17 protein-coding genes are annotated in these 21551 nt (G+C 68.4%); 16 read left to right on the top strand and 1 reads right to left on the bottom strand.

The window, feature by feature from the left end:
- Window positions 1-184: 184 nt before the first annotated feature.
- The 9 genes from BKK79_RS08315 to BKK79_RS08275 all read left to right on the top strand — a co-directional run bounded on the left by BKK79_RS08315 (window position 185) and on the right by BKK79_RS08275 (window position 9844).
- Window positions 185-859, top strand: coding sequence for a ubiquinone biosynthesis accessory factor UbiJ (locus BKK79_RS08315; RefSeq protein WP_071010972.1), 675 nt, complete (start codon window positions 185-187; stop codon window positions 857-859).
- A 67-nt stretch (window positions 860-926) separates the two neighbouring features.
- Window positions 927-2504: a ubiquinone biosynthesis regulatory protein kinase UbiB gene (ubiB, locus tag BKK79_RS08310; RefSeq protein WP_071010974.1), complete on the top strand. Its 1578-nt coding sequence runs from the start codon at window positions 927-929 to the stop codon at window positions 2502-2504.
- A gap of 290 nt (window positions 2505-2794) precedes the next feature.
- A complete protein-coding gene (locus tag BKK79_RS08305; protein ID WP_071037522.1) occupies window positions 2795-4231 on the top strand; it encodes a sodium:solute symporter family protein in 1437 nt (478 codons plus the stop codon).
- Window positions 4232-4458: 227 nt separating this feature from the next.
- Window positions 4459-4800 (top strand): FmdB family zinc ribbon protein, encoded by a 342-nt coding sequence (locus BKK79_RS38920; protein WP_071010977.1) that lies wholly within the window; start codon window positions 4459-4461, stop codon window positions 4798-4800.
- Window positions 4801-4813: 13 nt separating this feature from the next.
- Complete coding sequence (locus tag BKK79_RS08295) at window positions 4814-5527, top strand: DUF502 domain-containing protein (protein WP_071010979.1); 714 nt, start codon at window positions 4814-4816, stop codon at window positions 5525-5527.
- A gap of 43 nt (window positions 5528-5570) precedes the next feature.
- Window positions 5571-7376, top strand: coding sequence for an aspartate--tRNA ligase (gene aspS, locus BKK79_RS08290; protein WP_071010980.1), 1806 nt, complete (start codon window positions 5571-5573; stop codon window positions 7374-7376).
- Between the two features lie 200 nt (window positions 7377-7576).
- Window positions 7577-8503, top strand: coding sequence for a hypothetical protein (locus BKK79_RS08285; protein WP_071037520.1), 927 nt, complete (start codon window positions 7577-7579; stop codon window positions 8501-8503).
- Between the two features lie 118 nt (window positions 8504-8621).
- On the top strand, window positions 8622-9080 hold the full coding sequence (gene nudB / locus BKK79_RS08280) for a dihydroneopterin triphosphate diphosphatase (protein WP_071010983.1): 459 nt from the start codon (window positions 8622-8624) through the stop codon (window positions 9078-9080).
- A complete protein-coding gene (locus tag BKK79_RS08275) occupies window positions 9080-9844 on the top strand; it encodes an endonuclease/exonuclease/phosphatase family protein (RefSeq protein ID WP_071037519.1) in 765 nt (254 codons plus the stop codon). Before nudB ends, BKK79_RS08275 begins: the two co-directional genes overlap by 1 nt.
- Before the next feature lie 45 nt (window positions 9845-9889).
- On the opposite strand, the gene mobB is transcribed toward BKK79_RS08275, so the two are convergent.
- Complete coding sequence (gene mobB / locus BKK79_RS08270; RefSeq protein WP_071037518.1) at window positions 9890-10414, bottom strand: molybdopterin-guanine dinucleotide biosynthesis protein B; 525 nt, start codon at window positions 10412-10414, stop codon at window positions 9890-9892.
- Window positions 10415-10523: 109 nt separating this feature from the next.
- Here mobB and clsB point away from each other — a divergent pair, with 109 nt between their 5' ends.
- The 7 genes from clsB (at window position 10524) to BKK79_RS08235 (ending at window position 21476) form a co-directional block, all read left to right on the top strand.
- Window positions 10524-11834, top strand: a complete 1311-nt coding sequence (gene clsB / locus BKK79_RS08265; protein ID WP_071038467.1) for a cardiolipin synthase ClsB — start codon at window positions 10524-10526, stop codon at window positions 11832-11834.
- 321 nt (window positions 11835-12155) lie between these two features.
- The gene (locus BKK79_RS08260; protein WP_071037517.1) at window positions 12156-12746 is read left to right on the top strand and encodes a TetR/AcrR family transcriptional regulator; all 591 of its coding nucleotides are present in this window, start codon (window positions 12156-12158) and stop codon (window positions 12744-12746) included.
- A gap of 73 nt (window positions 12747-12819) precedes the next feature.
- A complete protein-coding gene (locus BKK79_RS08255) occupies window positions 12820-14607 on the top strand; it encodes an acyl-CoA dehydrogenase C-terminal domain-containing protein (RefSeq protein WP_071010990.1) in 1788 nt (595 codons plus the stop codon).
- 248 nt (window positions 14608-14855) lie between these two features.
- On the top strand, window positions 14856-17282 hold the full coding sequence (locus tag BKK79_RS08250; RefSeq protein WP_071037516.1) for a 3-hydroxyacyl-CoA dehydrogenase/enoyl-CoA hydratase family protein: 2427 nt from the start codon (window positions 14856-14858) through the stop codon (window positions 17280-17282).
- Between the two features lie 20 nt (window positions 17283-17302).
- Complete coding sequence (locus tag BKK79_RS08245; protein ID WP_071016059.1) at window positions 17303-18502, top strand: acetyl-CoA C-acyltransferase; 1200 nt, start codon at window positions 17303-17305, stop codon at window positions 18500-18502.
- A gap of 329 nt (window positions 18503-18831) precedes the next feature.
- Entirely contained in the window at window positions 18832-19608 is a 777-nt protein-coding gene (locus BKK79_RS08240) for an enoyl-CoA hydratase (protein WP_071010993.1), read from the top strand.
- Window positions 19609-19907: 299 nt separating this feature from the next.
- A complete protein-coding gene (locus BKK79_RS08235; RefSeq protein ID WP_071010994.1) occupies window positions 19908-21476 on the top strand; it encodes a class I adenylate-forming enzyme family protein in 1569 nt (522 codons plus the stop codon).
- The last annotated feature ends 75 nt before the right edge of the window (window positions 21477-21551 follow it).

Here is a 21551-nt window from a genome sequence, read left to right as displayed (position 1 = left end):
GGCCCACGCGAAGGCGTGGGCCTTTTTGTTTCCGGCTTGCCTGGCCGGCTTGCCTGGCCGGCTCGCCGTTGCCGTTGCCGCTGCCGTTGCTGTCCTGCAGGCGCCGACGCGGACCGGACGCACGGCATCCGGCAATCCAGTATCCGGCCGTACCCAGCCGTACCCAGCATTCTCTTCCACCGCCATGAGCCAACTTCCCACCCCCCTGGCCTCGCCCGCGATCACGGCACTGAACCACCTGCTGGCACAGGAGCCTTGGGCCCAGCGCATGCTCGCGCCGGCGGCCGGGCGTGTGATCCGCTTCGATGCCGCGGCGTTCACGCTGGGGCTGCGCGTGACCGACGAAGGCCTGGTCGAGGTGGCGGCAGCCGATGCCGAGCCGTCGGTGACCCTGAGCGTGCCGCTGCAGCAATGGCCGCTGGTGGCGGGCGATATCTCGTCGGGCGGTCAGGCGGCGGCGATGAAGCACGTGCGCATCGAGGGCGATGCCGAGCTGGCCAACACCGTGTCGACGCTGGCGCGCAGCCTGCGCTGGGATGCTGCCGAGGATCTGGCGCGCGCGCTGCGCGGCGTGCTCGGCGGCGTGGCGGGCGACAGCCTGGCGCAGCGCCTGGTCGACGGCGCGCGCCGGGCCCACGCGCACGCCGACGGTGTGCGGCGTGCGATGGTGGAAAATGTGACCGAATATCTGCTGGACGAGCGTCCCCTGCTCGTGCGCCATGCCGCGCTCGATACCTTCGGTGCCGAGGTGGCGGCCTTGCGCAATGACCTGGCGCGGCTGGAGAAGCGCCTGGAGAAGCTAGAGCCCGGCAGCGGCAGCGGTATGGGCCCGCGGGCACTGCCGTCGGCGCACCGCTGATGCCCGTGCGCCATACCGCCTCGACCGGCCCCCGGCCGGCCTACCTCCTGCTCCTGACTACCCCTGCATGACCCGTTTCCTGCGCCTCTGCAAGATCGTCTTCGTCGTCCTCTACTACGGGCTCGACGAACTCGTGCTGTCCGGCTTCAAGAGCCGCCGCATCCGCTTCCTGGTCAAGATCATCACCATCGGGCGCCGCCTGGATGCGCCGCGCGGCGAGCGCCTGCGGCTGGCCCTGACGCGGCTGGGCCCGATCTTCGTCAAGTTCGGCCAGGTGCTGTCGACCCGCCGCGACCTGATGCCGCAGGACATTGCCGATGAACTCGCCAAGCTGCAGGACCAGGTGCCGCCCTTCGACCCGGCGCTGGCCGTGAAGATCGTCGAGCGCTCGCTGGGCCGGCCGCTGGCGGAGCTGTTCGAGCAATTCGAGCAGCAGCCGGTGGCCAGCGCGTCGATTGCCCAGGTGCACTTCGCCAAGCTCAAGGGCGGGCCGAACCATGGGCGTGAAGTGGCGGTCAAGGTGCTGCGCCCGGGCATGCTGCCGGTGATCGACAGCGACCTGGCGCTGATGCGCGACGTCGCCACCTGGCTCGAGCGGCTCTGGGCCGACGGCAAGCGCCTCAAGCCGCGCGAGGTGGTGGCCGAGTTCGACAAGTACCTGCACGACGAACTCGACCTGATGATCGAGGCGGCCAACGCCAGCCAGCTGCGCCGCAATTTCTCCCAGACCAATCTGCTGCTGGTGCCCGAGGTGTTCTGGGACTGGTGCAGCAGCGAGGTGTTCGTGATGGAGCGCATGCATGGCATCCCCATCTCGCGCACCGAGGCCCTGCGCGCGGCCGGCGTCGACATGCACAAGCTGGCGGAGGAGGGCGTCGAGATCTTCTTCACCCAGGTGTTCCGCGACGGTTTCTTCCACGCCGACATGCACCCGGGCAATATCCTCGTCTCGGTCCAGCCGGAGACCTTCGGCCGCTATATCGCCCTCGACTTCGGCATCGTCGGCGCGCTCTCCGAATTCGACAAGAACTACCTGGCGCAGAACTTCATCGCCTTCTTCCGGCGTGACTACCACCGCGTGGCGCTGCTGCATGTGGAATCGGGCTGGGTGCCGCCGGAGACACGCGTGGAGGAGCTCGAGAGTGCCGTGCGCGCCTGCTGCGAGCCGTATTTCGACAAGCCGCTCAAGGAAATCTCGCTGGGCATGGTGCTGATGCGCCTGTTCCAGACCTCGCGCCGCTTCAATGTGGAGATCCAGCCGCAGCTGGTGCTGCTGCAGAAGACCCTGCTCAATATCGAAGGGCTGGGGCGCCAGCTCGATCCCGACCTCGACCTGTGGAAGACCGCCAAGCCCTTCCTCGAACGCTGGATGCACGAACAGGTGGGCTGGAAGGGGGCGTGGGAGCGTATCCAGATCGAGGCGCCGCAATGGGCCAAGATGCTGCCCGACTTCCCCCGCCTGGTACATCAGTTCCTGGAGCGGCGCGCGCTCACCAGCGAGGCCGGGCAGGAGAAGCTGCTGGCGGCGCTGCTGCAGGAACAGCGCCGTACCAACCGGCTGGTCGGTGTGGCCGTGCTGCTGCTCGGCGGCTTCGTGGCCGGCGTGGTGCTGACCCAGCTGTTGTCGCTGGCCGGCTACTGGTAGCCGCGGTGCCGCGCGGGCCGCTGTCGCGCCGCCGGCACAGGCCGTGGCCGGAACGCCACGCGCAGGCCTGCCGAATCTCCCGGACCCCTGGTTTTTTCTCCCGAGCGGGCCGGCGTCGCTATAATCCGCGTTTTGATTCGGCTACGACCGCAGGCAGGCGCAATCCCCAGGCGGCCCCGACCGATGAATTGGACTCCGGCGGAGCGGAGCCGGCCAGCAGCCGCTGGCGGCCGCCCGACCCGGCATTCGGTTTCTCGCCAACAGGGCATCTCTGGGCATAGGGCGGCGTCATGCTGATCTGGTTCGTCATCATCTACTGGGTAATCTCGGTCGGCATCGGCCTGTGGGCGGCGCTGCGCGTGCGCAACACCACGGACTTCGCGGTCGCCGGCCGCAGCCTGCCGTTCTACATCGTCACCGCCACCGTCTTCGCCACCTGGTTCGGCTCCGAGACGGTGCTGGGCATCCCCGCCGTGTTCCTGCGCGAGGGCTTGTCCGGCGTGGTGTCCGACCCCTTCGGTTCCTCGCTGTGCCTGATCCTGGTGGGCCTGTTCTTTGCCCGGCCGCTGTACCGGATGAACCTGCTGACCATCGGCGACTACTATCACAACCGCTACGGGCGGCTCGCCGAGATCTTGACCACGCTGTGCATCGTAGTGTCCTACCTGGGCTGGGTGGCGGCGCAGATCAAGGCGCTCGGGCTGGTCTTCTTCACCGTCTCGGACGGCGCGCTGTCGCAGGAGGCCGGCATGATGATCGGCGCCGCCAGCGTGCTGGTCTACACGCTGTTCGGTGGCATGTGGTCGGTCGCGGTAACAGACTTCATCCAGATGATCATCATCGTGGTCGGCATGCTCTACATCGGCTACGAGGTCAGCGGCCAGGCCGGTGGCGTGGCGGCGGTGGTGTCGCACGCGGCGGCGGCCGGCAAGTTCGAGTTCCTGCCCTCGCTCGACCTGCTGCAGATCATCGGCTTCGCCGCGGCGCTGTTCACCATGATGCTGGGCTCCATTCCCCAGCAGGACGTGTTCCAGCGGGTCACCTCCTCGCGTACCGAGCAGATCGCCGGCCGCGCATCGGTGCTGGGCGGCGTGCTGTACTTCTGCTTTGCCTTCGTGCCGATGTTCCTGGCTTACTCGGCCACGCTGATCGACCCGCAGATGGTGGAGAAGTACATCAACGCCGATTCGCAGCTGATCCTGCCGCAACTGATCCTGCAGCATGCGCCGATGTTCGCCCAGGTGATGTTCTTCGGCGCGCTGCTGTCGGCCATCAAGAGCTGCGCCTCGGCTACCCTGCTGGCGCCCTCGGTGACGTTCGCCGAGAACATCCTGCGTCCGTACTTCCGCCATCTCGACGACCGCCGCTTCCTGCGCGTGATGCAGGCCGTGGTGCTGGGGTTCACCACGCTGGTGACGCTGTTCGCGCTCAACTCGCACCTGTCCATCTTCCACATGGTGGAGAACGCCTACAAGGTGACCCTGGTCTCGTCCTTCGTGCCGCTGGCCTTCGGCCTGTTCTGGAAGCCGGCCACGCGCCAGGGCGGCCTGGCCGCGATCCTGCTGGGGCTGGCGTCCTGGCTGGTGTGCGAGGTGTCCTTCGCCGACGCGGCCGTGCCGCCGCAGCTGGTGGGGCTGCTGTTCTCGGTCGGCGGCATGGTGCTGGGCTCGCTGCTGCCGCAGTGGATCGGCGACCATCCGCGCGTGAAGGAAGTGCATATCGCCTGATTCGGCCGGCATCGCGTCGGCCGGCGGCGATGCCGGAAGATGGTGCGCGCGGCCGAAGGGGCTTAGCAGGCGCCTTGTCCCCCCTCTTTTCCCCGGGCCAGCTTTCCCGCGAACGGTTTATAATTCAAGGCTTTGCATCGCCGGTTGCCGTGTCCCCGGGCATCGATCCGCCTTCGCGGCACCGGGGTTTGCCGGAATTCCACCCAGTCTTTCACCATAGAGCCACCATGCCGATCTATGCCTACCGTTGCGACGCCTGCGGCCACGGGCGCGATGTGCTGCAGAAAATGAGCGATGCTCCGCTTACCGACTGCCCTTCGTGCGGTGCGAGCGGCACATTCAAGAAGCAGCTGACCGCGGCCGGCTTCCAGCTGAAAGGCTCGGGCTGGTACGTGACCGATTTCCGTGGCGGCAGCGGCGGTACCAGTGCGCCGGCCAGCTCGTCGACGTCCGCCGCTTCCTCGTCATCCGACGCGGGCGCGGCATCGTCTGCCGGCGCCGGTTCGGACTCGGCGGCCAGCACGCCGGCCGCCTCGGGCGGTTGCGGCAGCGCTTGTGCCTGCCACTGAGCCCAGGTAAGCCGTGGCGAGCAACAAGACGTCGGCCCTGAAGACCTGGTTCCTGACCGGGCTGCTGGTGCTGGTACCGCTGGGCATCACCCTGTGGGTGCTGAACCTCGTCATCAGCACCATGGACCAGAGCCTGGCGCTGCTGCCGCTGTCCTGGCGGCCCGATCGCCTGATCGGCTGGCGCGTGCCCGGGCTGGGCGCGATCCTGACGCTGCTGTTCATTCTGCTGGTGGGCATGCTGGCCCACAACTTCATCGGCCAGCGCCTGGTGCGCTGGTGGGAAGCCCTGCTGCGCCACATTCCCGTGGTCGGCCCCATCTACACGAGCGTCAAGCAGGTCTCGGATACCTTGCTGTCGTCTTCCGGCAATGCCTTCCGCAAGGCGCTGCTGGTGCAGTACCCGCGCGAAGGCTCGTGGACCATCGCCTTCCTGACCGGCCGGCCGGGCGGCGACGTGCAGAACCACCTGCAGGGCGAATACGTGAGCGTCTACGTGCCCACCACGCCCAACCCGACCTCGGGCTTCTTCCTGATGATGCCCAAGGCCGACACCATCGAACTCGACATGACCGTCGATGCCGCGCTCAAGTACATCGTTTCGATGGGCGTGGTGGCACCGGCCGACCTGCCGCGCAAGCATGGTGGCGGCGCCCGCGCCGCCGATGCCGCGGCACCGGCGCATGCCAGGCCGGCCGAAGAAGCGGCCGACCCTTCGCACACCAATTGACCGCGGCCGCCCGGGGCGGCCGCGACATTCCAGGGATCCTTTTATGTCCTCCATGCGTACTCACTACTGCGGTCTGGTGACCGAACAACTGATCGGCCAGGAAGTGGCCCTGACCGGCTGGGTGCAGCGCCGCCGCGACCACGGTGGCGTGATCTTCATCGACCTGCGCGACCGCGAAGGCCTGGTGCAGGTCGTGTGCGACCCTGACCGTCCCGAGATGTTCAAGGTCGCGGAAGAGATCCGCAATGAGTTCTGCATCCGTATCACCGGCAAGGTGCGCGCCCGTCCGGACGGTACCGAGAACAGCAACCTGACCTCGGGCAAGATCGAGGTGCTGTGCCACGAACTGGCCGTGCTGAACCCGTCGGTCACGCCCCCGTTCCAGCTCGATGACGACAACCTGTCCGAGACCACGCGCCTGACGCACCGCGTGCTGGACCTGCGCCGCCCGCAGATGCAGTACAACCTGCGCCTGCGCTACAAGGTGGCGATGGAAGTGCGCAAGTACCTCGATGCCCAGGGCTTCATCGACATCGAGACGCCGATGCTGGGCAAGAGCACGCCGGAAGGCGCGCGCGACTACCTGGTGCCGTCGCGCGTCAACCCGGGCCACTTCTTCGCGCTGCCGCAGTCGCCGCAGCTGTTCAAGCAGATGCTGATGGTGTCGGGCTTCGACCGCTACTACCAGATCACCAAGTGCTTCCGCGACGAAGACCTGCGCGCCGACCGCCAGCCCGAGTTCACGCAGATCGACTGCGAGACTTCCTTCCTGACCGAGCAGGACATCCGCGACATGTTCGAGAACATGATCCGCACCGTGTTCAAGAACACCATGTCGGTGGACCTGGATGCCAAGTTCCCGGTGATGGAGTTCCGCGAGGCCATGGCCCGCTTCGGCTCGGACAAGCCGGACCTGCGTGTCAAGCTCGAATTCACCGAGCTGACGGACGTGATGAAGGACGTCGACTTCAAGGTCTTCTCCGGCCCGGCCAACGCCGAAGGCGGCCGCGTGGTGGCGCTGCGCGTGCCGGGCGGCGCCCAGATCAGCCGCAGCGAGATCGATGCCTATACCCAGTTCGTCGCCATCTACGGTGCCAAGGGCCTGGCCTGGATCAAGGTCAACGAACTGGCCAAGGGCCGTGACGGCCTGCAGTCGCCGATCGTCAAGAACCTGCATGACGCGGCCATCGCCGAGATCCTGAAGCGCACCGGCGCCCAGGACGGCGACGTGATCTTCTTCGGCGCCGACAAGGCCAAGGTCGTCAACGACGCCATCGGCGCGCTGCGCCTGAAGATCGGCCACTCCGAGTTCGGCAAGTCCAGCGGCCTGTTCGAGGACGCCTGGAAGCCGCTGTGGGTGGTGGACTTCCCGATGTTCGAGTACGACGAGGAAGACGCGCGCTGGGTGGCCATGCACCACCCGTTCACCAGCCCGAAGGACGAGCACCTCGAGTACCTGGAGACCGACCCGGGCAAGTGCCTGGCCAAGGCCTACGACATGGTGCTCAACGGCTGGGAGATCGGTGGCGGTTCGGTGCGTATCTTCCGCGCCGACGTGCAGAGCAAGGTGTTCCGCGCGCTCAAGATCAACGACGAGGAAGCCCGCGTCAAGTTCGGCTACCTGCTGGATGCGCTGCAATACGGTGCGCCCCCGCACGGCGGCATCGCCTTCGGCCTGGACCGCATCGTGACCATGATGGCCGGCGCCGACTCGATCCGTGACGTGATCGCCTTCCCGAAGACCCAGCGTGCCCAGGACCTGCTGACCCAGGCCCCGAGCGCGGTCGACGAGAAGCAATTGCGCGAACTGCACATCCGCCTGCGCCAGGCCGAGCCGAAGGCCGGCTGAGCCACGGCGGCATCACGCCGGGCAGGGAAAGGCCGCGCACAAGCGCGGTTTTTTTTTCGCGTGGTGCCGGGCGCTTGGTTTCCAATTGTTACCGTCCGGAACGAAGCGCCGCGCCGCCGTGTCCTTCTGCTTCAGGCACATGCCGTGGGCCCGCGACGAGGCTGCGGGCGGTGCCGCGACGACTGTTGGGAGGACTGCTCGTGAACCTGGATGTTGAACTGATCCGCCAGTTCCTGCTGGCCCATGCCGAGACCTTGCTGGCCTGGCTGGCGGCGGGGCTGGCGATGCTGCAGCTGGCGCGTTTCGAACTGCGGCGTGCCGTGCGCCGCGCCACCCAGGCCATGGCCGAATCGGTGGCCACCACGGTGGCCGCCTGCGTGCCGGATATCGCCCATGCCGTGCGCGGCGATGAGGGCAACGGCGCGGCCGCGCCGGTCGAGGCCCAGCGTGCCGAGGCCCTGCGCCGCGTGGCGCTGGATACCGTGGCGACGGTGATGGCGCGCGAACGCTGGCTGGGCGACCTGGGCAATCTGCGCCTGCCCGACGAGGCGCTGCTGGCCGGCCGCCGCGGCGCCGGCGCGGATCCGCTGCTGGTGGTGGCGCCGCAGCCCGTGGTCCAGGCCTACCTGGCGGCGCAACGCGTGTTCGAGGAAGAAGCCGCCGCGCTGCAGGCGATGCGGCGCGAGGCCCAGGCCCTGCAGGACAGCGTCCAGGCACTGGCTGGCGAGGCCGAGCGCATCGACCAGGAGACCGCTGCCATCGTGCTGCGTTTCGAGCAGGCCAACGCGCAGGCGGCGGGCGCAGACGGGGGCGACTACCAGCGCCTGCTGATCCAGAAGTACAACGCGCTCGGCCTGCGCGAGAAGGAGGTGGCCCAGCAGCGTGGCCGGTGCCGGCAGCAGGCCCATAACAGCGCCGAGACGCTGGCCCGGCGGGCTGTCGAGGGCGCCCGCCGCTACGGGTGGGAACTGCTGCCGCTGATGGAGCAACTGCGCGCGGCCTGGGGGCATGGCGATACGCCGGCCGTGTTCGATACCTGGCTGGGCGAGCCGCCCGCCGTGCCGCCCACCTCGCCGTCCACCTCGCCGTCCGCCGCGTCGTCAGCGCGCGGCGACGCCGCCGCCTGATGCGCGGCGCCGCGCCGGGCCTGGAAAGCCGGCGGAGCCGCCCGAATTTTCCTGGCGCGGTGGCCCATCTGGGGTAAGCTTAGGTTCGCTGTCGCCCGCCGTCGCTGCCGCATCTCCCATGTCCTACAAGATTCCCGAATCCGTACTCGTTGTCATTCACACCCCCGATCTCCAGGTGCTGCTGCTGGAGCGGGCCGACCGGCCGGGTTTCTGGCAGTCCGTGACCGGCAGCCTGGATGCCGTGGACGAGCCGCTGGCCGGGACGGCGGCGCGCGAGGTGGCGGAAGAGACGGGCATCGTGGCCAGCGAGCATGTGCTCACGGACTGGCACCACACCATCGAATACGAGATCTATCCACAGTGGCGCCATCGCTATGCCCCGGGCGTCACCCGCAACACGGAGCATTGGTTCGGCCTGTGCGTGGCGCGGCCGCTGGAACCGAAGCTGGCGCCGCGCGAGCACCTGCAGTGGCAATGGCTGCCCTGGGAGCAGGCGGCTGAGCGCTGCTTTTCGCGCAGCAATGCGGAAGCGGTGCGCCAGCTGGCCTGGCGCGTGGCGCCGTGCGGAGCTGCTTGATGAAGCTGCGCGTCGTCACTTACAACATCCACAAGGGCGTGACGGGCATCGCGCGCCGGCCGCGCATCCAGAACGTGCGCGACGGCTTGCAGGCCATGAATGCCGACATCGTGTTCCTGCAGGAGGTGCAGGACCGCAACGACCGCCTGGTCGCGGCGGCGCTGTTCGATCCCGACCACACGCAGCTCAACTACCTGGCCACCGACGCCTATCCGCACGCGGTCTACGGACGCAACGCGGTCTACGACCATGGCCACCACGGCAACGCCATCCTGTCGCGCCATCCGATCCTGATGTCGGAAAACCTCGACATCTCCGACCATCGCTTCGAGCAGCGCGGCCTGCTGCATGCGGTGGCGGACGTCAACGGCATCGAGGCGCACCTGATCTGCGTGCACTTCGGCCTGTTCGCCCGCAGCCGCGCGCGCCAGGCCGAGGCGCTGGTGGAGCGGGTGCGCAAGGTGGTGCCGCGCGAGGCGCCGCTGGTGATCGCCGGCGATTTCAATGACTGGAACCACCGGCTCGATGCCAGCATCTGCTCCACCCTCGGCGTGCTGGAGGCCTCGCACGCGCGCGGCGCCCGCCTGCACACCTTTCCCAGCCACATGCCCTGGTGGCAGCTCGATCGCATCTACGTGCGCGGCTTCCACATCGAGCGGGCCGCCGCCCTGACCGGGCGCGACTGGGCCCAGCGTTCCGACCATGTGCCGCTGGTGGCCGAACTGGCCCGCGGTGGCGATCCCGGGCTGGCGGACGCGGCCTGACAGGATGCGGTGCCACGCCTTGCCGGGCGTGCCTTGACGGATGTTTCAGTCCGGCTGCGGCCAGGGCGTGGCGTGGGCGCGGACCAGGGCGCAGATGCCGTCGATGTCCGCCAGGTCCAGCACCGGCAGTGCGGTGAGGGTACCCACTTCGGCCACGGCGTCGCTGGCTACCGCGATCACGCCAGGCGTGTCCGGCCAAAGCGGTGGCCGCCCGTGGGCGGGGCGGAAGACCTCCAGCTTCGGGATGCCGCTGCGCTTGTAGCCTTCCACCAGCACCAGGTCGATGTCGGCGGGCAGCACGGCCAGGGCATCGGCCAGCTCCGGCGACGGGTGGTCCTCGGGATAGCGGCGCAGCAGCGTCAGGTGGCGCGCGCCGACCAGGACCACGTTTTCGCAGCCGGCTTCGCGCATGCGCCAGGAGTCCTTGCCCGGCGTATCCGGATCGAAGCCGTGATGGGTGTGCTTGACGCCCGCCACGCGCAGGCCGGTGCCGACCAGGCGCGCGATCAGTTGGTCGAGCAGGGTGGTCTTGCCGCTGCCGGACGTGCCGGCGATGCCGAATACCTTCAAGATGCGTTCCGTGGGGGCGTGGTCGAATGATCCCGACGATAGCAGATTGCGGCCGCGCGGCGCATCCCGCGCCCTGGCCTGCGGCGCCGGCGTGGCCGATAATCACCGCATGTCACGGATAACCAACCCGGCCGGCCCGGCGCGGCCGGAAGTCAAGGCGACGGCGTTCGCGCCCGGTGCCCATGGCCGCCCGGCCGGCCCGCTGCGCTCGGAGTGGCGCCGCGGCCGGCCCGTGGGGGGCAACCACGTGCGTTTGCTGCACGGCGGTGCCGAGTTCTTCCCGGCGCTGATCGGCGCCATCGACCGTGCCCTGTTCTCGGTGGCGCTGGAGACCTATATCTATGCGGACGATGCCGTCGGCGCGGCGGTGACCGACGCGCTGGTGCGTGCCGCGCAGCGCGGCGTGGACGTGCGCGTGGCGGTCGACGGCTTCGGCGCCGGCGACATGCCGGCCACGCTGGCGGCAAGGCTGCGCGAGGCCGGCGCCGGCTTCCGCATCTATCGGCCGCTGCGCGGTTTCCGCCTGGCGCGGCGCCACCTGAGGCGGCTGCACCGCAAGCTGGCGGTGATCGATGGCCGCATCGGCTTCGTCGGCGGCATCAATATCATCGACGACCATAACCACGGCCCGATGGACGACGCCGGCCTGGGACCACGCTACGATTTCGCGGTGGCGGTGGAAGGGCCGCTGGTCGACCAGATCGCCCTGACCACCGAGCGGCTCTGGTGGCAGCTGTCGCTGCGCGACGAGATGCAGATGGTCGGCCTGGCCGGCGCCGCCGCCGAGTTCCCGCTGCTCACCGACCTGCCGCCGGCCCAGCGCCAGGACAGCGCGGGCAGCATGCGCGCGGCGCTGCTGCTGCGCGACAACCTGCGCAACCGCCGTGCCATCGAGCGCGCCTACCTGCAGGCGCTTGGCGCCGCGCGCCGCGATGTCGTCCTTGCCAACGCCTACTTCCTGCCGGGACACAAGCTGCGCCGCGCGCTGCTGTCGTGCCGGCGCCGCGGCGTGCGCGTGCGGCTGCTGCTGCAGGGCAGGGTGGAATACCGCCTGCAGCACTACGCCACCCATGCGCTGTACGCGACGCTGCTGGAGGCGGGCGTGGAGATCCACGAGTACGACGACAGCTTCCTGCACGCCAAGGTGGCCGTGGTCGACGACACCTGGGCCACCGTCGGCTCCAGCAATATGGACCCGTTCAGCCTGCTGCTCGCGCGCGAGGCCAACGTGGCGGTGTACGATGCCGGCTTCTGCGCCGGGCTGCGTGCCGAACTGGAACATGCCATCTCGCAGCGCAGCGTGCCGGTGCGCGCCGACGCGCATGCCAGGCGCTCGCCGCTGCGCCGGCTGGTCAACTGGGCTTCCTACCTGGTGCTCCGGCTCGGTGTCATGATCGCCGGCGTGACCGGCCGCTACTGAGTCTTGCTGCTCTGCCGCATGCACCACCGCAAGCCCTTGCGCGGCAGTCCTGTCGGCCATGCAGCGGCGCGCTCCGTTTAGAAACGGTGATCTAATTAATTGCTTGCTGCCGGACGGGCCCATTCACAATAATCTGAACGACCGTTCTTTTTTGGCTTAGACTGCGTGCATTCGCGGCTGCCAGGGCAGCCGCAAGGTCAACGTCAGATCAACGTCAGATACGTGGCATGCAGCGTGCTGCCACGCAAAAGAACGGAGAAATCAATCATGCGACACCAGTCAGCCCGTCTCGAATCCGCCGCTTCCGCCTCGCCCGCGCCCATGCGCAAGGGCGAGCTGACGCGCGCGGCCATTCTGGACGCCGCACTGGAACTGTCGTCCCGCGACGGGCTCGAAGGGCTGACCATCGGCCTGCTCGCGGAACGCATGCAGATGAGCAAGAGCGGCGTTTTCGCGCATTTCGGTTCGCGCGAAGACCTGCAGGTGGAAGTGGTACGCGAGTATCACCGCCGGTTCGAGCAGGAGGTGTTCTATCCCTCCCTGCAGGAGCCGCGCGGCCTGCCGCGCCTGTGGTCGATGGTTCGCCGGTGGATGGAAAAGCGCATCCAGGAAGTGACCACCGGCTGCATCTACATCAGCGGCGCGGTCGAATATGACGACCGTGCGGGCAGTCCGGTACGTGACGAACTCGTCAAGAGCGTCACCATCTGGCGCGCCGCGCTGACGCGCGCCATCGCCCAGGCCAAGGAAGAGGGGCACCTGCGTGCGGATTGCGATCCGCGCCTGATGCTGTTCGAGATGTACAGCCTTGAACTAGGCTTGCATCATGACGCCCGCTTCCTGCGCCTGCCTGACAGCGCCGAACTTGCCATGGTCGCGTTGAACAAGCTGATCCAGTCGTACCGTACCTGAGGCCGCCGCGGCGTTCCGTGCCCACCATGCGCACGGTCGGCTCGGCGGCATCACAACCTCGAAGGAGTCTTTGATGGGCCAGTACACCGCACCGTTGCGCGACATGCAGTTCGTGCTCCATGAATTGCTCGGCGTGGAAGCCGAACTCAAGGCGATGCCGCCGCACGCCGACATCGACGCGGATACCATCAACCAGGTGCTCGAGGAAGCGGGCAAGTTCTGCTCCGAGGTCATCTTCCCGCTCAACCAGAGCGGCGACCGCGAAGGCTGCACCTACGTCGGCGACGGCGTGGTGCGCGCGCCCAAGGGATTCAAAGAAGCCTACCGGCAGTATGTCGAGGCCGGCTGGCCGGCGCTGGGCTGCGATCCGCAGTACGGCGGCCAGGGCCTGCCCATCCTGGTCAACAATGCGCTGTACGAGATGCTGAACTCGGCCAACCAGGCCTGGACCATGTATCCCGGCCTGTCGCATGGCGCCTACGAGGCCCTGCACGCGCACGGCACGCCCGAACTGCAGCAGCGCTACCTGCCCAAGCTGGTCTCCGGCGAGTGGACCGGCACCATGTGCCTGACCGAGCCGCACTGCGGCACCGACCTGGGCATCCTGCGCACCAAGGCCGAACCGGCCGCCGACGGCTCCTATCGCCTGACCGGCACCAAGATCTTCATCTCGGCCGGCGAGCACGACCTGTCCGAGAACATCATCCACCTGGTGCTGGCGCGCCTGCCGGACGCGCCGCAGGGTACCAAGGGCATCTCGCTGTTCGTGGTGCCCAAGTTCATCCCCGACGCCGACGGCAAGCCGGGCCAGCGCAACGGCATCCAGTGCGGCTCGATCGAGCACAAGATGGGCATCCACGGCAACGCCACCTGCGTGATGAACCTGGACGGTGCGCAGGGCTGGATGGTGGGCGAGCCCAACAAGGGCCTGAATGCCATGTTCGTGATGATGAACGCGGCCCGCCTGGGCGTGGGCATGCAGGGCCTGGGCCTGACCGAGGTGGCCTACCAGAATTCGCTGGCCTACGCCAAGGACCGCCTGCAGATGCGCGCGCTGACCGGTCCCAAGGCGCCGGACAAGCCGGCCGACCCCATCATCGTGCATCCGGACGTGCGCCGCATGCTGCTGACGCAGAAGGCCTACGCCGAAGGCGGCCGCGCCTTCAGCTACTGGGCCGCGCTGCAGATCGACCGCGAACTGTCGCACCCGGACGAGGCCGTGCGCAAGCAGGCCGCCGACCTGGTGGCGCTGCTGACGCCGGTGATCAAGGCTTTCCTGACCGACAACGCGTTCACCGCCACCAACGAGGGCATGCAGGTGTTCGGCGGCCACGGCTACATCTCCGAATGGGGCATGGAGCAGCACGTGCGCGACGCCCGTATCAACATGATCTACGAGGGCACCAACACGATCCAGGCGCTCGACTTGCTGGGCCGCAAGATCCTGGGCGACATGGGCGCCAAGATGAAGGCCTTCGGCAAGATCGTGCAGGACTTCGTCGAGGCCGAAGGCACCAACGAGGCCATGCAGGAGTTCGTCAACCCGCTGGCCGACCTGGGCGACAAGGTGCAGAAGCTGACCATGGAAATCGGCATGAAGGCGATGGGCAACGCCGACGAAGTGGGCGCCGCCGCCGTGCCTTACCTGCGCGTGGTGGGCCACCTGGTGTTCTCGTACTTCTGGGCACGCATGGCCAAGATCGCGCTGGAGAAGGAAGCCGGCGGCGACAAGTTCTACACGTCCAAGCTGGCCACCGCACGGTTCTACTTCGCCAGGCTGCTGCCGGAAACGGCCGCCGAGATCCGCAAGGCGCGCGCCGGTTCGGCCACGCTGATGGCGCTGGACGCCGACCTGTTCTGAGGCGGCGCGGCCCGAGGCGGGAGTTCCTCGCCAGCGCGGGTTTGCTCCCCTCTCCCATGCAATGGGAGAGGGGCCGGGGGTGAGGGCCGGCGGTGCTTGTTGCGATCACGCATGGTCCAGCGCCTGCCCTCACCCCCAACCCCTCTCCCGCAAGCGGGAGAGGGGAGCCGCCAAGCAGGGTACCCGCCGCCAGCCATCGCCTCAGCCACCCCCACACACCTCCAACGCTCACCTCCCAAGGAGCGCGCATGTCCAATTTCATCGTCAAGAAAGTCGCCGTGCTTGGTGCCGGCGTCATGGGCGCGCAGATCGCCGCCCACCTCGTCAACGCGCGCGTGCCAGTCGTGCTGTTCGACCTGCCTGCCAAGGAAGGTCCCAAGAACGGCATCGCGCTGCGTGCCATCGACAACCTCAAGAAGCTGTCTCCCGCCCCGCTGGGCATCAAGGACGAAGCCGGCCTGATCCGCCCCGCCAACTACGAGGACGATCTCGCCCTGCTGGGTGAATGCGACCTGGTCATCGAGGCGATCGCCGAGCGCATGGACTGGAAGCACGACCTGTACAAGAAGGTACAGGGCGCGCTGGCGCCGCATGCGATCTTCGCCACCAACACCTCGGGCCTGTCGATCACGGCGCTGTCCGAAGGCTTCGACGCCGGCCTCAAGGCGCGCTTCTGTGGCGTGCACTTCTTCAACCCGCCGCGCTACATGCACCTGGTGGAGCTGATTCCGACCGCCACTACGCAGCCGGAGATCCTGGACCACCTGGAAGCCTTCCTGACCACCACGCTGGGCAAGGGCGTGGTGCGAGCCAAGGACACGCCCAACTTCATCGCCAACCGCGTTGGCATCTTCTCCATCCTGGCGGTGTTCGCCGAGGCCGAGAAGTACGGCATTCCCTTCGATGTGGTCGATGACCTGACCGGTTCCAAGCTGGGCCGCGCCAAGTCGGCAACCTTCCGCACCGCCGATGTGGTGGGCCTGGACACCATGGCCCACGTGATCAAGACCATGCAGGACAACCTGCAGGATGATCCTTTCGCACCGGTGTACAAGACCCCGGCCGTGCTCAAGGGCCTGGTCGATGCCGGCGCGCTCGGCCAGAAGACCGGCGCCGGTTTCTACAAGAAGGACGGCAAGGCCATCAAGGTGCTCGACGCCAAGACCGGCCAGTACGTCGACTCGGGCAAGAAGGCCGACGAGATCGTGGTGCGCATGCTGAAGAAGGAGCCGGCCGAGCGCATCAAGCTGCTGCGTGAATCGTCCAATCCGCAGGCGCAGTTCCTGTGGAGCGTGTTCCGCGACGTGTTCCACTACATCGCGGTCTACCTTGAGCAGATCGCCGGTTCCGCCGCCGACGTCGACCTGGCGATCCGCTGGGGCTTCGGCTGGAGCAGCGGACCCTTCGAGGACTGGCAGGCGGCCGGCTGGAAGCAGGTGGCCGAATGGGTCAAGGAAGACGTCGAGGGCGGCAAGGCGCTGTCCAAGGCACCGCTGCCGGCCTGGGTGTTCGAAGGTCCGGTGGCCGAGGCGCAGGGCGTGCATACCGCGGCAGGCTCCTGGGCGCCCGCCACGCACTCCTTCGCCGCGCGCAGCGCACTGCCGGTGTACCAGCGCCAGCTGTTCCGTGCCGCGCTGAAGGGCTCGGCGGCGCTCGACCCGCGCCAGGCCGGCCGTACCGTCGAGGAGAACGACGCCGCGCGCATCTGGGTGGCCGAAGGCCAGGATGACGTGCTGGTGATCTCGTTCAAGAGCAAGATGAACACCATCGGGCCGGACGTGATCGACGCGCTGACGCGCGCCGTCGACCTGGCCGAAGCCGGGTACAAGGGCCTGGTGGTATGGCAGCCGACCTCGCTGCAGCTGGGCGCGCCCGGCGGCCCGTTCTCCGCCGGCGCCAACCTGGAGGCGGCCATGCCGGCCTTCATGATGGGCGGTGCCAAGGGCATCGAGCCCTTCGTCAAGAAGTTCCAGGACGGCATGATGCGCGTCAAGTACGCACAGGTGCCGGTGGTGTCGTCGGCTTCCGGCATCGCGCTGGGCGGCGGCTGCGAGCTGATGCTGCATTCGGCACGGCGCGTGGTGGCGCTCGAGACCTACATCGGCCTGGTGGAGGTCGGCGTGGGCCTGGTGCCGGCCGGCGGCGGTCTCAAGGAAGCGGCGCTGGCGGCTGCGCGCGCGGCGCAGGCAGCCGGCAGCACCAACCTGCTGCAGTTCCTCACCAATCGCTTCCAGGCGGCGGCCATGGCCAAGGTCTCCGCGTCGGCGCTCGACGCGCGCAAGATCGGCTACCTGCAGGAATCCGATCCCGTCGTGTTCAACGTGCACGAGCTGCTGCACGTCGCGCTGCAGCAGGTGCGCGCGCTGGCCGACGCCGGCTACCGTCCGCCGGTGGCGGGCGCGCTGGTGCCGGTGGCGGGCCGCTCGGGCATCGCCACCATCAAGGCCTCGCTGGTGAACCTGCGCGACGGCGGCTTTATCTCGGCCCACGATTTCCTGATCGCCAGCCGGATCGCCGAAGCGGTGTGCGGCGGTGACGTCGAGGCGGGTTCGCTGGTCAGCGAGGAATGGCTGCTGGCGCTGGAGCGCCGCGCCTTCGTCGACCTGCTGGGCACGGCCAAGACGCAGGAACGCATCATGGGCATGCTGCAGACCGGCAAGCCGGTGCGCAACTAACAGGCAAGCGAGGAACCGAGATCATGAAACAACTGCAAGACGCCTACATCGTCGCCGCGACCCGCTCGCCGATCGGCAAGGCCCCCAAGGGCATGTTCAAGAACACCCGTCCCGACGACCTGCTGGCCACCGTGCTGAGGGCCGCCGTGGCCCAGGTGCCGGGACTCGATCCCGCGCTGATCGAAGACGCCATCGTCGGCTGCGCCATTCCCGAGGCGCAGCAGGGCCTGAACGTGGCGCGCATCGGCGCGCTGCTGTCCGGCCTGCCCAATACCGTGGGCGGCATCACCGTCAACCGCTTCTGTGCCTCCGGCGTCAGCGCGGTGGCGATGGCGGCCGACCGCATCCGCGTCGGCGAATCGGACGTGATGATCGCCGCCGGCGTGGAATCGATGAGCATGGTGCCGATGATGGGCAACACGCCGTCGATGTCGCCGGCCATCTTCACCCGCGACGAGAACGTCGGCATTGCCTATGGCATGGGCCTGACCGCCGAGAAGGTGGCGCAGCAGTGGAAGGTCAGCCGGGAGGACCAGGATGCCTTCTCGCTGGCTTCGCACCAGAAGGCCGTCAAGGCACAGCAGGCTGGCGAGTTCGCCGACGAGATCACCCCGATCGAGATCAGCGAGCGATTCCCCGACCTGGCCAGCGGCGAGATCACGGTCAAGAACCGCACCGTCGCGCTGGACGAAGGCCCGCGTCCCGACACCTCGCTCGAAGGCCTGGCCAAGCTGCGCCCGGTGTTCGCCAACAAGGGCAGCGTCACCGCCGGCAACAGCTCGCAGACCTCCGACGGCGCCGGCGCGCTGATCCTGGTCTCCGAGAAGATCCTCAAGCAGTTCAACCTGGTGCCGCTGGCCCGCTTCGTCTCCTTCGCGGTGCGCGGCGTGCCGCCGGAGATCATGGGCATCGGCCCCAAGGAAGCGATCCCCGCCGCGCTGAAGGCCGCCGGCCTGACCCAGGACCAGATCGACTGGATCGAACTGAACGAAGCCTTTGCCGCGCAGTCGCTGGCGGTGATGCGCGACCTGCAGCTGGATCCGGCCAAGGTCAATCCGATGGGCGGCGCCATTGCGCTGGGCCACCCGCTCGGCGCCACCGGGGCAATCCGCTCGGCCACCGTGGTGCATGCGCTGCGCCGCCACCAGCTGAAGTACGGTATGGTCACGATGTGCGTGGGCACCGGCATGGGTGCCGCGGGAATCTTCGAGCGCGTCTGAACGCGCCACGCGGGGCCGGGGCTGCCGCGGCCCCTCTCCCTGTCAGGCGAAGAAAGGCAGTGCCTCGGCCGGCAGCGTTCCGGCCGGCAGTGCCTTGCCGCCCGCCGGGCGGTTCACCGGACGGAAGGGGAGACGAGACGAAGGAGACGGTCATCCTGGCGGATGCGGCCTGCGACATGCCGCGCGCGCTGTTCGACACGCTCGGGGTTGGCACGGTGCGAAGGCCTTCGGGCTGAGCTATCTTTCCTTTCCGAGGATCCACCGCCGCTGGACTGAGCGCGGCGGACCCCGGCCACCGCAACACAGACGACGAGAGAGACAAGACAAGCATGAGTATCCAGACCCGAATCGAACAGGGCGTGCTGACCATCGCCTTCGACCGCGCCGACAAGAAGAATGCCATCACCGCAGCGATGTACCAGGCGATGGCCGACGCGCTGCGCGAGGCCGAAGGCGATCCGGCCGTGCGCGCCATCCTGTTCTGCGGCAAACCGGAGATCTTCACCGCGGGCAACGACCTGGAAGACTTCGCACAGCGCCCGCCGGTGGACGGCGCGGACGCGGCCGAGGCCCCGGTGTTCCAGTTCCTGTACCAGATCAGCCATGCCAGCAAGCCGCTGCTGGCTGCCGTGAGCGGTCCCGCAGTGGGCGTGGGCACCACCATGCTGCTGCACTGCGATTTCGTCTACGCCTCCGAGACGGCCAGGCTGTCGCTGCCCTTCGCGCAGCTCGGCCTGTGCCCGGAGGCGGCTTCCAGCCTGCTGCTGCCGCGCCTGCTCGGCTACCAGCGCGCGGCCGAGAAGCTGATGCTGGGCGAGGCGTTCGATGCGGAAGAGGCTTATCGCATCGGCCTGGTCACGCGCGTGCTGCCGGTGGGCGAGCTGGAGGCCTTCGCGCGCAAGCAGGCCGCCAGGCTGGCCGCGCTGCCGGCCTCCTCGCTGCGCGAGACCAAGCGCCTGATGAAGGGCGGCGATATGGCCGCCGTGGAGGCGAGGATGGCCGAGGAGGGGGCGGTGTTCCGCCGCCTGCTGCAGTCGCCCGAGGCGAAGGAAGCCTTCGCAGCCTTCTTCGAGCGCCGCAAGCCGGACTTCACCCGCTTCCAGTGAGGGCCGGGGCAGCCCCTTTGCGCTGCCCCGGTGCGATGTTCCGTTTCTTCCTGGGCGCCGGGCTCGCCGCGCGACCGGCCGATCCGACCAGTCATTCCTGAACCGGTCGGAACCGGTCGGCGCCGGCGCCGGTCCTGCTGCCGTGCCGACACCGCTGCGCCCTGCAGCGATGGCGCAGCTGTGGTAAAAAACCAGTTTCGCGGCCGGGTTTCCCGGCCGCGAAGCATGCCGGAAAACGATACGAACGACGGCAGCAGCGGCGCCGGCCGGCGCCGCCGCGGAACCACCCAGGAGACAAGATGACGACGGCAGCCAGCCTGCTAGAGCAGGCCTTTACCCCGGTCACCGACATGATCCGGCAGTACGCGGTCGAGCGTGCGGCACATCCCGCGCTGATCCTCGACGAGCGGCGCGTGAGCTATGCGGAACTGGACGCGATGACGGATCGCTTCGCCGCTTCGTTGCAGCGCGACGGCTTCGGCCCCGGCGATGCGATCGCCCTGTGCGCGGCTGGCTCGATCGATTACGCCGTGGCCTTCCTCGGCAGCCTGCGCGCCGGGGTCGCCGTGGCGCCGCTGGCGCCATCGTCCACCGCCGCCGGCCTGCTCGGCATGATCGGCAACGCGCAGGCACGACTGCTGTTCCTGGATGCCGAGGTCTCGGCGGCGCTGGCGCCGCACGCGGAGCAGCTGCGCAAGCTCGGCACGCGCCGCGTGCGCCTGGACAGCGGCGCCGCGCCGTCCGAAGCGCCGCTGGCCGACTGGCTGGCCGGCCCCGGGGCCCGTCCTCAGCCGGTGGCGATCCAGCCCGAATGGCCGTTCAACATCATCTATTCCTCCGGCACCACGGGCACGCCCAAGGGCATCGTGCAGTCGCATGGCATGCGCTGGTCGTACGCCAAGCGCGCCGGCGGCGCGGTCTACAGCCCGGAGGCCGTGACGCTGGTGTCCACGCCGCTGTACTCCAACACCACGCTGGTGAGCTTCTTCCCGGCCCTGACCTTCGGCGGCACCGTGGTGCTGATGCCCAAGTTCGATGCCAAGCGCTACCTGGACCTGGCGCAGCAGCACCGCGTCACCCACAGCATGCTGGTGCCGGTGCAATACCAGCGCCTGATGGCGCATCCCGATTTCGACCGCTACGACCTGTCCTCCTTCCAGGCCAAGTTCTGCACCAGCTCGCCGTTCGCCGCCAAGGTCAAGGCCGACGTGCTGCGCCGCTGGCCGGGCCGCCTGACCGAGTACTACGGCATGACCGAAGGCGGCGGCTCGTGCGAACTGCGCGCCCATGACTTCCCGGACAAGCTGCACACCGTGGGCCGGCCGGTCGAGGGCCACGACATCCGCCTGATCGACGACCAGGGCCGCGAGGTGCCGCACGGGGAGGCCGGCGAAGTGGTCGGCCACTCGGCCACCATGATGAGCGGCTACCACCGCGAGCCGGGCAAGACCGCCGACGCGGAGTGGTACGACCCCGCCGGCAAGCGCTTCATCCGCACCGGCGACATGGGCCGCTTCGATGCCGACGGCTTCCTCACGCTGCTGGACCGCAAGAAGGACATGATCATCTCGGGCGGCTTCAACGTGTATCCGAGCGATCTCGAGTCGGAGTTGCGCGAACACCCGGACGTCGGCGACGTCGCGGTGGTCGGCGTGCCTTCCGACGCCTGGGGAGAGACGCCGGTCGGTTTCGTGGTGGCGCGCGAAGGCGCGGGTGCCTCCGAGGCGGAACTGCTGTCCTGGATCAATGCCCGGCTGGGCAAGACGCAGCGGCTGGCCGCGCTGCACTATGTCGAGTCGCTGCCGCGCAGCGCGATCGGCAAGGTGCTCAAGCGGGAGTTGCGGGACGGCTATGGCAAGCGTTTGTGATCTGCCCGCAGCGGGCATCACGCAAAGGGCGCCGGGCGGCGCCCTTTTTTCCGCGCCGGGCACGGCAGGCGCGGC

The organism is Cupriavidus sp. USMAA2-4, assembly GCF_001854305.1.
Lineage (GTDB): Bacteria > Pseudomonadota > Gammaproteobacteria > Burkholderiales > Burkholderiaceae > Cupriavidus > Cupriavidus malaysiensis.
Note: the sequence above shows the minus strand (reverse complement) of the source record. Positions and strands in the feature narration are given on the sequence as shown.